Below are 12,787 nucleotides of genomic sequence, written 5' to 3'. Positions count from 1 at the left end.
GTCAGCCCGCCGCACGGTCGTCGGTGACGCGATCGAGCCACGCCTCGACGTCGTCGGGCCGGTAGCGCAGCCGGGCGCCGAAGTGGACCACCTTCGGCCCACCGCCGCGGCTCGACCACGCGTACACGCAGTGCAGGCTCACGCCCAGGTACTCGGCCAGCTCGCTCGGCGTCATGAGACGTCGGCGGCGAGTCGTCCGGTCGATCTGGGTCACGCTCGTGGTGCTCATGATGCTTCCTCCCGTTGCTCTGGTCCCTCGTCCTTGTCGGTCATGCCGTGCGGGTCGCCTTCCACTGTGCGTACTCGCGGGCACGCGCGGCAGCGGCGTCGGCGAGGGCCTTGTCACCGGGGTTCGTCCAACCGGTGCCCTGGTACGTCCAGTGCCCGACGACGAGGGTGGTGTCTTCGTCGTCGGCGAGCAGGCGGGCCTCGAGGTCGGCGTGTCCATCGGCGTGCCGTCGCGGTCGGCGTCGGCCTTGAGCCGCTGGAACCGCATGCGGGCCCGGCGCAGGCGTCCGAGCGGGATCGAGTAGCGGCGTGACTTGCTCGAGAAGTGGCCGCGGAAGCCGAGCATGTGAGCCCACTTCGCCAGGAGCCGGTACGGGCTGTCGACGCACTGACCGCAGACGCACCCGTCGTCGTCCTCAGGGTCCGGGCCGGCGAGGCCGCGGCAGGCGGTGCGGGCGCGCTCGGCGAGCCACCGGCAGGTACGGATGAGACGGCGGTGGTGCGGTCGCGGGGCTGACGGGTCGGTGCCGGTGCCCTTGGTCGAGTACTTCGCGAGGTAGCCGGCCACCTGTTCAGGGCGCAGGTCGTCCGAGCCCTCGTCGTTCTCCGGCACGCCAGAGCGCACGCACCGCACGTCGAGCTGCTGACCGAAGCGCAGCACGCGCGGGACGTCCGCACCGTCGACCGGAGGGGCCGTGACCGAGACCGCCCGCGCAGCATCCCGGACCGCCTCGGCGAGCACCGCGCCGGGAAGCGGAGCCGGTGATCCAGCGCCGTCGGGTCCGTCGAGGCGGATGAGGGCGTGGAAGTGCACGAGACCGCGCACCTGGTACTCGGCGACCTTCGCGAACTGCACCGAGGCGACGTCGCGCAGCGCCGATTCGCGCACGCCCAGGGCTTCGGCGACCTGGCGACGCATCGCGATGGTGAACCGCCGCCACAGCTCGGGGGCGTGCCACTGCCACACGACGGCGGACTTCCAGTCGTAGCAGGCGTCGCACAGCGGACCTCCGACGGCGGGGTCGTGCTCGGAGTGCTGTGCGGTGCAGGACCGCGGGACGCCGTGCGGGCAGGTGCCTCGACCGTGGGGGCGGCAGCGTCCGGCGCCGCCGTTCTTGGAGCGGTTGCCGTGCACGTGCCCGAACGACGGCGCAGTGAGCGTCGCGAAGACGAGCGGGTTGTCCGCCACCTCGGCCGGGACGGTCTTGCCGCCCAGGAGCCCGGCGCGGATCATCTCGAAGGTGTCGCGGGCGTAGACCCGGGAGCAAGCGGGGCAGACAGACTCCCGGCGGTTGCCGCACGCCCGGTAGAGGACGCCGAGCGGAGCATCAGCGGAGCTGAACTCGGCCAGGACCTCGCCCGTGGCGGCGTCGATGGTGGTCGACGAGCCCTTGAGCCGGACCGGGTGCGAGCAGAAGCCCACGCGGGCCGCGGCCTCGGAGAAGGCGCCGACGGTGCGGTCACGCAGCCGGGCGGTGATGCCGGCGACGGCGGCGGGGGAGAGGTCCCCGAGGTCGAGCGGGGCGTCCTGCCCGAACCCCGGGAACCCTCCCGTGACGGCATGCACGTCACTCACCGCGAGCCCCCGACCCGGCAGGCTGGTGAGCAGCACGGGGCGTGCGCGGCTTCCGAGGGCGCGGCGCGGGTTCGTTCCCCGCGGGCCGCGCCGCGCCGGTGTTGGCGGACGCCGCGCCGGACGAGACGTCGACCGGAGCCACGTTCTCGTCGTCCTCCGGGGCAGAGGTCGGAGCCTCGTCCACCTGCGGTGATGCCAGCTCGGGCAGATGCCGGTCGGGCGCCGGGTAGGTGTCGGCCACCATCCGGATGAAGGTGTCCTCCCAGAAGTCCGCCCGCACCCGCTCTACGTGACCGTCGTCGGCCACCACGTAGCCGGTGCCCGGGTGGGCCGGGCTGATCTGGTGGGCCGGCGCGACGTCGGCCATCCCCTCGCCGAGCACCATCGTCGTCTCGGACGCCGACCGCAGCCGCAGCGCGACCGTCTGCGTGAACAGCCCACGCATGCCCACCGTCTCCTTGCGGGGGTCTTGGACGAACGCGGCCACGACCACGCCGAGCGCACGCCCCTGGGTGAGGATGCGCCGCAGCAGGTCCGATGCCTCGCTCTGGACCTTCTTGGAGGCGTAGGCGGTCAGCACCGCGAGCTCGTCGATCATCAGCACGTGCACCGGGTCGCCCGGCATCGGTTCGAAGTCCCGCGTGCGGCCGTACATCAGCCGCTGGCGGCGGTCGACGACGGCGAGCAGGTCGCGCAGGGCCTCGACGGCCTGGTCCTCGTCGGTGGCGACCCGGTGGAAGACGCCGTCACCCATGCCGATCTCGATCCCGCCCTTGAGGTCGATGCCCCACAGCCGGACCAGCCGCGCCTCCACCGCCGGGGCGAGATTGCCGGCGATGCCCCAGAACACCGAGCCCTTGCCGGACCCCGAGCAGCCGACCACGAGCGTCTGCCGCCCCCGCAGAGTGAGCCGCCACCGCGAGCCGTCCTGGTTGCGGCCGAGGTCCACGCCGTGCGGGTCGACGACCTGGGGGATGCTCGCGTAGAGCGGCTGGTCGAGCAGATCGGCCATCGTCAGCACGATGTCGAGGACGCGGGGCCGAACCCGCTGGCTGGTCGAGCTCTCGGCTTCCAACGCCGTCTCGATCGCGGGTACGGCCCTGCGGAGATCGTCGAGCGTCTGCCCGGCGCGAGCCCGCACCCGGACCCGCAACGTGTTGCCCCGAGCGCGGACCCGCAGCAGCCGTGGGACAACTCGACGGTCCAGCACGACGGCGCTTGCCAGCCCGCAGGCGATGGCGAGGTCGAGCCAGTTGCGGCGGACGTGGCGACGCCAGGAGAACCGCCGCAGCGGACCACCGAGCAGCGGCTCGTACGTCATCGGGCTGAACACCGCCCAGAATGCCTGGGTGAGGTTCCAGGCCGGGACGGAGAAGAGGATCACGACGCTCAGGAGGTCGTGTCCCATGAGGCTCAGCACGCCGTAGAAGAACACCGACGCGGTGAGCCACCACCACCCGCGGGCGGTCCACCGGAGTGCCAGCCACAGGGCTGAGAACACCCGGCGGACCGCCTGCCACGCGCGAGCGGTGATCACGCCGCGGCCTTCGCGGTGGTCTTGGCGCCCTGACCCGCCTGACCCGGGGTCACCATCTCCGAGGCGCGGAACGACCAGGCGATGCGGGGCCGCATGCCGTTGTCGTCGACGTACGGCAGGGCCATGAGGCCGACGAACTCCACGGGCGTCCACGGAAGCCCGGACTTGTTCTCCGGCGGGACGGGCTGGTGCTTGGCCACGAACTTCACCGTGACGCCGATGTCCTTGCGGCCGGCGTCCTCGTCGCCGTCGATGACCACGCACTGCCACAGGGGCAGGCCGGTCTCCTTGTCGAGCTGCTGGGGGCGGGAGCCGTCGGGGCCGGCCGCGGCGTTGAAGTCCGCCACCGGCTCGACCTCCCCGCGCAGGAACGCGCCCTTGGGGAACGCCGTGGTGTGCTCGATCTGGAAGCGCTGCTTCAGTGCCATGTCCTAGCTCCTTCGCTGTCTGCCCGGTGCGACCGGACCGACCCCTCCCGGATAGAGGTGGTTCTAACCAGAACGTAGCACCTGAGCGCAGATAGAACCACCCCTAATGCTCCGGCATCGATCGGACGGCCGCATACCGCTACCGTTAACCGGGAAGGAGGTGGGCCATGACGCACGGCTACAAGGAGTTGGCGGCAGTCCTGCGTGACGGCATCCAGCGCGGCGACTACCCGCCGGACACGACGCTGCCCAAGCAGGCCGACCTGGCCGCGGAGTACGGGGTCAACATCAAGACGGTGCGCAACGCCGTCGCGCTGCTCGAGTCCGAAGGCCTCGTCACCCCGGTCCGACGTCGCGGGACGGTCGTGCGGTCGCGCCCACCGATGCGCCGGCTTGGCATCGAGCGATACGCCAAGAGCAACTGGAAGTACGGCGACCGAGTCGCGTTCGCAGCCGATCGTGAGGCCAGCGGCCAGTCGTGGACGCCGACGGACCAGACCCAGACTGTCGAGCGCGTTCACGCTCCGAGCCGCGTTGCGCAGGCGCTGGGCATCGAGCCCGATGCTGAGGTGTACGCCCGCGCGAGAACCATGCGTCAGGACGGCACGCCGACCCACACGCTCACGAGCTACTACCGCGTGGAGGACGTCGATGGCACGCCGCTGGTCGACCCGACCCCGGGACCGGCCGGGCGTGGAGGTGGATTCGCCGTGCTCACACTGCAAGGGCTGGAGCCCGACCAGATCACCGAGACGCTGACGGCCCGGATGCCGAGGCCGGACGAGGCCGCGATGCTCGAACTGCCCGGCGGCGAGCCGGTCATGGTGCTGCAACGCACCACGCGGACGAAGGAGGGCAGAGTGGTCGAGTACGCCGAAGGCGTGCACGCTGCCTCACGGTTCGCGTGGACCTACACCTTCGAGATGCCCGACTGACGAACGGACACCCCATGAGCGTGATGGACGACGCCCAGATCCTCTGGGACTACCACCAGCTGCACCACGAGCCCAGGAACACCGACATTGCCATCGGGCTCGGGAGCCACGACATCGGCGTCGCGGAACATGCTGCCGAACTGTGGCACGAGGGTCGCTTCCCGTTGATCGTCTTCACCGGGGCGAACGCGCCGACGACGGTCGACGTCTTCCCCCGCGGGGAGGCTGTGCACTACGCCGAGCGTGCTCAAGAGCTCGGCGTGCCGGCCGACACGATCCTGACCGAGACGCGGGCGACCAACACGGGCGAGAACTTCACTTTCACGCGCGATCTGCTCGACGGTCTTGGCATCCATCCGGGTTCGGCCACGATCATCAGCAGGCCGTATCAGCAGCGTCGTGCCTACGCGACGGCCCGTCAGGTTTGGCCCGAGCTGGACGTCGTCTGCTCGGCCCGCGCGCAGTCGCTCCGCGACTACGTCGCCTCCATCGGAGATGTCGGTCACGTCCTCAATATGCTCGTAGGCGATACCCAGCGAGTCTGGGTATATGCAGACAAAGGCTTCGCGATTGGCCAACAGGTCGACGCCAGAACGCGGGAGGCCTTTGAGCGGCTCGTTGCGCAGAACTACACATCGCGACTGATCCAGTAAGAGTCTTCGACTCCGGTCTCGCAGCGCCGCTACTAAAACTTTGAGTTGGTCGGGCTTCGATCTTTCACCCACCCAACGCCGTACGAATCAAGTACCGTTGAGACAACGCGCAACCATTGGAGGCAAGTGTGACCGGACGTCCCGACAGCGATGCAGAAGCTGTGGCTGACGAAGAGACATCGACCAGTGACGTCGTGGTCGACGAGGAAGATCTCGACGGAGCAGATTCACAAGAAGAACCGCTTTCTATCGCTCCTGGGGATCGGAAGCTGGTTACGCAGCCTTACGATCTCGGTGTTCGTTCAATTAAGGACGATATAGCCGAAGGGCGCATCAGTCTCACAATCGAGTATCAGCGACGGTACGTGTGGGATAACGGCAAGGCCTCGAGGCTGATCGAATCCTTGCTCCTCAACGTGCCGATCCCCGTTTGCTACTTCGCAGAGGACGACGACGGTGTCTATGAGGTAATCGATGGACTTCAACGACTGACAGCCATTGAAAGATTCCTCACAGGAAAGTTCGCGCTAACCGGTCTTTCAGTGCTACCTGAACTGATTGGAAAAAAGATTGACAACCTCTCTCCTCGCGATCGTCGGAGACTTGAAGGGCGCGCAATACGCTGCATTGTGATCACTGCGGACAGCCATCCGGATATCAAGTTTGATGTATTCGAAAGGCTTAACACCGGTGCTGTTCGATTGACGGCTCAGGAGTTGAGGAACTCTGTGTACCGCGGTCCGTTCAACGAGGGCCTCAAGCGGCTTGCGAAGGAGGAGTACTTTACTTCTCTGGCCGGAACTCAGGGTAATAAGCGCATGAGCAACGAAGAATTGGCGCTCCGCTTCTTTGCGCTGACCGATGGAGTCGGGGACTACAAGCCTCCACTTCGCCAGTTCCTGAACACCTATATGAGGGCCAATCGGAAAATTTCCATCGACGCGGTCAAGGAGCGCCGGTTTAGGGACTGCTGTGAGGCTGTCCACGCGGTCTTTGGTCCAAGAGCATTCGGTGTCCCTGGCGCAACCAATCCTGTCAACAAGGCTCTCTATGATGCAGTCATGGTGGCGGTCGCATTCTGTGATCGCGATAAACTCTACGAGCTTCACGATGAGGCGCAAGCAGCGTTGGCGACGTTGCTGAATGAAGAGCGCTTCCAGACGGCAATAGGACGAGCGACTGCGGACCGTTCTCGGATGAACTATCGGATTGGTGCACTCGCTCGAGAACTTGAGAAGGTAGGCGTTGCCTCATCCTTGCCGCGACCACTCATTGAAGAGGAGTGAGCCAGTCGTGGCGATTGACGTACTCGAAGATGGAGTCAAGGAGGTGTTCGTCCTCCGGGATCTTGCGGCGGAGGCCGAACTCAGTGGCATGGTGGAGCAGGTCAACGCCCTCCGACGGTCGGCGGTCGTGCTTCTGGTTAGTCACTTCGAGGCATTCCTGAAGGCTGTGGCGCTTGAATTTGTTGATGCGATCGGGACGGGGTCAATCGAATCGCATCGGCTTCCAAGAGGAGTGCGCGAAGTGCAATCCCTGCCCATCCTCGAGGGGATCGTCTCAACGAAGGATCCTGGGCAGCGCGAAGCGCTCTTCAAGAAGCTCGGGTCTGTTTCCGCACTTTGGAACGGCAGTGCAAAACCCCCGGCTGGTTCGCTGGATTCGCAGAGGTTCGCGCGCATAGTCACGAATGCCGACGGCATCGTGATAGACGAGCTGTTTGAGAGGATGGGCTGTTCTAGCAAGGTATGCGATGGTGACATTGATCTTGACTATGGCGATGAAGGTCTCGCGACTACGAACGTGCGTCGGTCCTTAAGCGATGTCGTGAAATGCCGTAATGATATTGCTCATGGCACGAGCGACAGAAAGCCGACTACCGATGATCTAGAGCGTTACCTGAAGTTCGTTGTCACCCTTGCTAGCAGGCTTCAGCGTCGGGCGGACTCTTTAGTAGAAGCGATCGTGGCATGATTCTTAGTCATGCCATGTTCCGACACCGGCCCCGCCGTGAGAACTTTCCTTACTGACTCAAGGCGCGGCTCCGCCGCGCTGGCCGGCCCGTCGTGTGGGGCCCCGCGCTTCGCTCGCTCCGCTCGCTGCGCGCACCCCACCCGACATCCCGTCCCGAGACGATGAAGGGCGGCCCCGGATCAGTTCCGGGGTCGCCCTCTGTTCATGCTCGGGCTGGTCGCTCAGAGCGACGTCAGCTCCTACTTGTCGCGCTGCGGCGCGTCCCGTCGGACCGCAGCGATTAGCGCGGCGAGTTCCGGGACTACGCGATGCTCGGCGTCGAGTGCGCTGTCGACCTGGTCGAGCTCGCGCGGGGTGAGCTGGAGGACGCGGTCGCGAAGCAGGACCTCGCGGGCGTGCGCCATCGCCGCCCCGAGCACGAACGCGGACACGTCCTGCTGCTGCGCCGCAGCGGCCGCGCGGATGGTCGCAAGGGCATCGGGCGACAGGCGCATGTTCAGACGCTCGGACCGCGCGTTGGCCGTAGGCATGGTGACTCCTCAATCTGGCTGAGTACGTCCACTGTACGCATGTGGTGAGTACCGGTCGGCCCGGAGGTAGGTGGCGCCGCCGTCGGGTATCGCTGCTCCCTCGCGTTCCGGCACCGCACCGACAGCCGAGCATCCGGCCGACTCTGGCCCGCGTCAAGGGCGCCTGCGGCGTCGCTGCGCGATGGCCTGCGGCCACCCTTGACCCGGACCTCCGCCGACCTCCAGTGCTCCGCTATCGGCACGGCGCCTCCGAGTGTCCCCGCCGATGCCGGCGCTGTGCAGCGCGCACTGAACGGATCGGTCAGTAGCCTGGCCGGATGCAGAGAGCGTTCAGTGCCTGCGTGGCCGTCGCCTCGCTGGCGGTCGTCTCCGGCTGCAACACCTGCGGCGGCGTGAGCATCCCACCTGGCGGCGATGGCCTGGAGCCCTGCACGACCTGGGAAGTGTCGCTCGACCAGGTTCCCGTCCTCGGCGACCCAGGCTGCAACCTCGAAGGCGCAGAGGTAGTGCTGGCCGACGACGAGCGCGTCGACATACCCGCGGTAGGCACAGTCAGCGAGCAGGCTGTCGAGAGCGGTGACCTGTCCACCGTGCTGATCGTGAACTGGGGCGTACCCGGCATCGGGATGACGCTGAACGGCGCCGACGGCTCGGCCGAGGTCGTGGCCAGCTCTCCCGAAGCGCGTGATCTTCAGGAGGAGCAGAACGCACTGGAGTCGTGTACGACGAGGTGATTCTGCGGGCTGGCCGGTTCCCGGCACAGATGCACCTTGGTCACCAGATTCCCTCCGGTTTGCGGTGGAGATCCGGCCCATCGCGTGCAACACCGTCCGACCAGCCTCGTCATGAAACTGCAGGTCAGGCCAGGTTTCATGGGCGCGAGGGCCACCGAGTCCGAAAGTGCCAGCAAAGCCCACCGCTACCGCCACCCGAAGGGCCCCGCCCGCAAGATTCTGCGGCTGTGGGGCCCTTCGTCGTTCCCGTAACTCGTGCTTCGCTGCTGCCGCCCGCGGCTGCAGTAACGTTTCGACAGGACCACCCCACGGGACCGTCCGCATGCCTGCGCCCGTCTGCGCCGACGATGGCCATCAACTGCTCGACGTTGCCCTGCCCTCACCACTCGGACGGCATCGCGGCACGCGTCTTCTGATCCGCCCGGCCCTGGCCCCGTCAGCAACGCGATGATGGGTGTCGCTTTCCTGGTACAGGCCGTCGTCGCGTTCTTCTTCGGGATCTTCGCGACGCAGTTCGTCGTCCTGGCGCTGCGCCGGTGGCACCCGGTGCGGGTGGTCTCCATGACAACGCTGCTGATGCTCGTGGTGTGGTCGCTGGCATCCAGGACGGCCTAGCGGTTCGTGCTCTCGTCCGCGAGCTGGGCGACGACGCTGTCGTCGCCCACGAACACGCTGCCACCACGGCGCACGGTCTCGCGCACGCGTGCGATCGCCTCGGTCTTGTTCGCCTTGACGTACGTGATCCAGTCCGGGGGCGCCTGCGTCTGGGGATCCACGCCCGCGCTCCACTCCGCCATCTCCAGGAGGAGGGGAATGAGGTCCAGGCCACGCTCGGTGAGGGAATAGCGAACGCGCCGCTTGTCTGCGGGGTCGGGTGACCGGTGCAGCACGCCGGCCTGGACGAGCCCGTCGAGCCGTGCCGCCAGCACGCTGGGCGCGATGGCCTCCTCCGAGGCGAGAAAACCGTTGAACGTGTGCTTGCCGGAGTACACGACGTCGCGCACGATGAGCAGCGACCACGGGTCGCCGAAGGCCTCGAGCCCGAAGTTGATCGGGCAGTGCGACTTGCCGCCGGACCTCTTCACCAACTACCTCCACACTATTGACTACGATGATCGTAGCGTCTAGCGTCGATCTCACCGTGGCAGCGATCGGCCTCACAGTGGAGGCCCCGTCAGGAGTGATCGAGATGTCGCACCAACCCTCGGCGACAGTCGAGTCGAGCCGGACCGTCCCCGCACCGCCCGGCGACGTCTTCGCGGCGTTCACCGAGTCGAGCCTGCTCTCCCGCTGGTGGGCCGTGGACGGATTCGCTTGCACGACGGCGGAGCTGGACGTGCGTGAAGGCGGCGTGACCCTCACGGGGATGACCGCTCCGCCCGAGTACGGCGGCGGCACCACGTACAACACCTGGACGTACACGCGCGTGGATCACCCGCACCGCCTCGAGTACACGATGCGGTTCGCCACGGAAGACGGCACGGCGCTGACTCCTGGCGACGACGGCGTCCCGTCCGGTATGCCCGACGGGACGCCGCACGTCGTCACGTTCGAACCGGTCGACGGTGGCACGCGGGTCACGGTCGTCGAGTCCGGGTATGCGGAGGGCCCAGGCCGCGACGGCTCCCAGATGGGCCTGGATCAGTGCATGGACAAGCTCGCTGGCCTGTTCCCTGGACGACGCTGACCGCGACGAAAGTCGATGCATCGTCGCTACCGGAGTGCCGCCGTCGGCCGCAACGGAACTCGCCGAGATCAGGGGCCCTTCGTCGGTCGCGGGTGCAGTGGCCTCAGCTCAGACGCTTCGCCAGGTGGACGGTGACGGTGTCGCCCACGTCCTTGCCGAGCTGCTTGCGCAGCTTCGCGTTGAGGGACAGCATCAGCTCACCGCGCCCGGTGGGCATGAGGCCGATGTTCTCGACCGGAACATCATCGACGGTGGCGTCGACCCGCACCGACCGTCCCGTCCCCAGCAGCTCGGCGGCACCGGTGAGCTCGACGCAGGGCCAGGTCTCGCCCTTCACGTCGACGCCGATCGGCGCGGTGAACGTGTGGTCGAGTGTGGTGCTCGTGTCTGACATGGGAGTCCTCCGGGTTGGTCGACAGGTGTCCACCCCTAGACCGCCGCACCCGACTGATCTCATCGGTCACCGCCTGCTCTCACTCTCGAGCATCGACGCCGCCCATGGCAGCGGCACCTCGGCCGGGTGGCCGACGACTCCGACGTGCCGGCGTGCCGCCGTCCGCTCCGTGGTCATCGCGTGGCGGCGACGGTTACGAGGACGAACGCGGTGATGATCAGGGCCAGGCGCACCAGGTGCAGGCGGTCCCAACGGCTTCGTTGGTCGCGCCAGTCGGCCGGAGCTGTCTCAGGAGTCCAGGTCTTCGACCGGTTGTTGATCGGGACGAGCAGCGCAACGGACATGATCACGCTGACGAGCAGCAGGGCGACCGCTGCCCAGGCAGGCCCCGCGGTGGTGGGCTCTGCCAGTGCCGTGCCGGCGACCAGGAGGACCGAGCCGATGTACCAGATCGGCATGACGCGTCCAAGCATGCGTGCCCCGTCGGAGCGTGCTGCGATCCCGGCGTCCCGGGGGAGCCGGTCGAAGATCGGATTCATGACGAGCGCGACCGACAGCTCCACCCCCACCATCAGTCCGACGACAATCACAGCGACGATCGACAACGATTCCATGACGCGCTCCATCCTCGGTTAGCGCCGCTAGATCTAGCGGTGCTGGAGAATGTAGCAGCGATTGTCTAGCGGTGCTAGAGTTTGGGCGCATGACGACTCCCGCCGCAGCACGCCGAGCCCGTCAGCTCGAGGAACGGCGGTCGCAGATCGTCGGTGCGGCCCGCACCCTCGCCGAGACGGAGGGGTGGGACGCCGTGACCATCCGCCGACTCGCCGACGCGATCGAGTACAGCCAGCCGGTGCTCTACGGGCACTTCCCGCAGGGCAGGACGGAGATCGTCACCGCCGTCGCGCTGGAGGGTTTCGAGGAGCTGGCGACCGCGCTCGCGCCGTCGGCGGACGTCCCCGTAGCGAGCGACGCCGAGCGCGTCCGGGCGCTCGTGACCGCCTATCTCGGCTTCGCCGAGCGCCACCCGGCGACCTACGACGCGATGTTCCTGCTGCCCGTCCTCGTCCCGTTCGCCTCGGACGAGACGCCGGCGATCGTGCGAGCCGGGTTCGAGGCGATCGAGGGCGCACTCTACGGTCTCGACGACCCGCCCGCCGACCTGCCGACGACGGCGGAGGTGTTGTGGGGTGCCGTCCACGGCATCGTCGCCCTCCGGCGCGCGGGACGCTTCCCGGCCACGCACCAGGAGGAGCGGGTCGAGACGCTGGTGCGCCTCGTCGTCCGCTGACCCGGCCCGATGGCTGAACGTCGATCAGCGGATCGACAAGCTCCTCGTGTCCGCGTCCCGCCGTCGCTCCTTCACCAGCAGCACGACGGCGACGACGACGCCTGCGACCGCGAGGAACGGGGCGACGAGTCCGGCCCAGGGGAGGCTCGACGAGAACGTCGAGAAGTCCCACAGGCCGTGGAGGAGTATCGCGGGGACCAGCGAGCCCGTCGAACGGAACGCCAGGTAGTACACGGATCCGAGCCCGAACTGGATGACGACCTGGAGGAACGCCAGCGATCCGATGCCGAAGAAGAAGTTCGGCAGGTGCAGCAGCGAGAACAGCGCGGTGGACAGGAACCAGACACCCGTCTCGCCGAACCGGCTGCGCAGCGCGACGAAGAGCTGACCACGCGCGACGACCTCCTCGTTGAACCCCACCAGGATGCTGCCGATCACGAGGAGGATCCACATCGTCATCGTGACGCGGGAGAACTCGCCGAACACCAGGTTGAGGATCGCGACCACGGCCATGATCACCGGGACGACGGCGCCACTTCTCGGGAGCCGCTTCGTCTCGCGCAGAGCCGGCCGCCACCACCCGAAGACCGAGAGGCCGACCAGGATCACGGCGAGGCCACCGCTGAGGGGCGCCACATACCACTTCGCCAGCGTCTCTTCGCTCTCCCCGACGCGGGCGTAGTCGATGCCGTTGACCATCCAGACGGCGTAGAAGACTGCCAGGTAGGTCACGAAGAGACCGAGGCCCAGCCAGACCCGAGGACGGACGCGCAAGGCTGTCACGCCGGACGTTGTGTGCATGGCGGCAGTAGAGACCATG

Annotated in this window: 16 protein-coding genes; 8 read left to right on the top strand and 8 right to left on the bottom strand. The window is 67.4% G+C overall.

Going from position 1 to position 12,787, the window contains the following annotated elements; all coding sequences use genetic code 11:
• Position 1 precedes the first annotated feature (1 nt).
• Genes ACWAT2_RS15845 through ACWAT2_RS15835 form a run of 3 tightly spaced genes read right to left on the bottom strand, consistent with a single transcriptional unit; the run spans position 2 to position 3,769 of the window.
• Positions 2-1,795, bottom strand: a complete 1,794-nt coding sequence (locus ACWAT2_RS15845; RefSeq protein WP_402376982.1) for a replication initiator — start codon at positions 1,793-1,795, stop codon at positions 2-4.
• 1 nt (position 1,796) lies between these two features.
• Positions 1,797-3,341 carry an FtsK/SpoIIIE domain-containing protein gene (locus ACWAT2_RS15840; RefSeq protein ID WP_402376979.1) on the bottom strand — a complete coding sequence of 515 codons (1,545 nt, stop codon included), beginning with the start codon at positions 3,339-3,341 and terminating at the stop codon, positions 1,797-1,799.
• The gene (locus ACWAT2_RS15835; protein ID WP_402376976.1) at positions 3,338-3,769 is read right to left on the bottom strand and encodes a plasmid replication, integration and excision activator; all 432 of its coding nucleotides are present in this window, start codon (positions 3,767-3,769) and stop codon (positions 3,338-3,340) included. Before ACWAT2_RS15835 ends, ACWAT2_RS15840 begins: the two co-directional genes overlap by 4 nt.
• A 167-nt stretch (positions 3,770-3,936) precedes the next feature.
• Between ACWAT2_RS15835 and ACWAT2_RS15830 the strand changes: the two genes are divergently transcribed.
• The 4 genes from ACWAT2_RS15830 to ACWAT2_RS15815 all read left to right on the top strand — a co-directional run bounded on the left by ACWAT2_RS15830 (position 3,937) and on the right by ACWAT2_RS15815 (position 7,331).
• Positions 3,937-4,704 (top strand): GntR family transcriptional regulator, encoded by a 768-nt coding sequence (locus tag ACWAT2_RS15830; RefSeq protein ID WP_402376974.1) that lies wholly within the window; start codon positions 3,937-3,939, stop codon positions 4,702-4,704.
• A gap of 14 nt (positions 4,705-4,718) precedes the next feature.
• On the top strand, positions 4,719-5,357 hold the full coding sequence (locus ACWAT2_RS15825; protein WP_402376971.1) for a YdcF family protein: 639 nt from the start codon (positions 4,719-4,721) through the stop codon (positions 5,355-5,357).
• A 161-nt stretch (positions 5,358-5,518) separates the two neighbouring features.
• Entirely contained in the window at positions 5,519-6,643 is a 1,125-nt protein-coding gene (locus ACWAT2_RS15820; protein ID WP_402376969.1) for a DUF262 domain-containing protein, read from the top strand.
• A gap of 7 nt (positions 6,644-6,650) precedes the next feature.
• The gene (locus tag ACWAT2_RS15815; RefSeq protein WP_402376966.1) at positions 6,651-7,331 is read left to right on the top strand and encodes an MAE_28990/MAE_18760 family HEPN-like nuclease; all 681 of its coding nucleotides are present in this window, start codon (positions 6,651-6,653) and stop codon (positions 7,329-7,331) included.
• Positions 7,332-7,570: 239 nt separating this feature from the next.
• Here ACWAT2_RS15815 and ACWAT2_RS15810 read toward each other — a convergent pair whose 3' ends face one another.
• A complete protein-coding gene (locus tag ACWAT2_RS15810; protein WP_402376963.1) occupies positions 7,571-7,861 on the bottom strand; it encodes a type II toxin-antitoxin system TacA family antitoxin in 291 nt (96 codons plus the stop codon).
• 317 nt (positions 7,862-8,178) lie between these two features.
• Here ACWAT2_RS15810 and ACWAT2_RS15805 point away from each other — a divergent pair, with 317 nt between their 5' ends.
• Both ACWAT2_RS15805 and ACWAT2_RS15800 read left to right on the top strand, forming a co-directional pair.
• Positions 8,179-8,595 carry a hypothetical protein gene (locus tag ACWAT2_RS15805; protein WP_402376961.1) on the top strand — a complete coding sequence of 139 codons (417 nt, stop codon included), beginning with the start codon at positions 8,179-8,181 and terminating at the stop codon, positions 8,593-8,595.
• A gap of 450 nt (positions 8,596-9,045) precedes the next feature.
• Positions 9,046-9,210, top strand: a complete 165-nt coding sequence (locus tag ACWAT2_RS15800; protein WP_402376959.1) for a hypothetical protein — start codon at positions 9,046-9,048, stop codon at positions 9,208-9,210.
• Here ACWAT2_RS15800 and ACWAT2_RS15795 read toward each other — a convergent pair.
• A complete protein-coding gene (locus tag ACWAT2_RS15795) occupies positions 9,207-9,680 on the bottom strand; it encodes a winged helix-turn-helix transcriptional regulator (protein ID WP_402376956.1) in 474 nt (157 codons plus the stop codon). The genes ACWAT2_RS15800 and ACWAT2_RS15795 overlap by 4 nt on opposite strands.
• A 104-nt stretch (positions 9,681-9,784) precedes the next feature.
• Here ACWAT2_RS15795 and ACWAT2_RS15790 point away from each other — a divergent pair, with 104 nt between their 5' ends.
• The gene (locus tag ACWAT2_RS15790) at positions 9,785-10,282 is read left to right on the top strand and encodes an SRPBCC family protein (protein WP_402376953.1); all 498 of its coding nucleotides are present in this window, start codon (positions 9,785-9,787) and stop codon (positions 10,280-10,282) included.
• Between the two features lie 103 nt (positions 10,283-10,385).
• On the opposite strand, the gene ACWAT2_RS15785 is transcribed toward ACWAT2_RS15790, so the two are convergent.
• On the bottom strand, positions 10,386-10,676 hold the full coding sequence (locus ACWAT2_RS15785; RefSeq protein ID WP_402376951.1) for a DUF1905 domain-containing protein: 291 nt from the start codon (positions 10,674-10,676) through the stop codon (positions 10,386-10,388).
• Between the two features lie 173 nt (positions 10,677-10,849).
• On the bottom strand, positions 10,850-11,302 hold the full coding sequence (locus ACWAT2_RS15780; RefSeq protein ID WP_402376948.1) for an anthrone oxygenase family protein: 453 nt from the start codon (positions 11,300-11,302) through the stop codon (positions 10,850-10,852).
• 77 nt (positions 11,303-11,379) lie between these two features.
• Here ACWAT2_RS15780 and ACWAT2_RS15775 point away from each other — a divergent pair, with 77 nt between their 5' ends.
• Complete coding sequence (locus ACWAT2_RS15775; protein ID WP_402376945.1) at positions 11,380-11,967, top strand: TetR/AcrR family transcriptional regulator; 588 nt, start codon at positions 11,380-11,382, stop codon at positions 11,965-11,967.
• A 24-nt stretch (positions 11,968-11,991) separates the two neighbouring features.
• Here the strand turns inward: ACWAT2_RS15775 and ACWAT2_RS15770 are convergent, their stop codons facing one another.
• Complete coding sequence (locus ACWAT2_RS15770; RefSeq protein ID WP_402376942.1) at positions 11,992-12,768, bottom strand: CPBP family intramembrane glutamic endopeptidase; 777 nt, start codon at positions 12,766-12,768, stop codon at positions 11,992-11,994.
• Positions 12,769-12,787: the final 19 nt, after the last annotated feature.

This window comes from Isoptericola sp. GX10416 (genome assembly GCF_056590155.1).
Note: the sequence above shows the minus strand (reverse complement) of the source record. Positions and strands in the feature narration are given on the sequence as shown.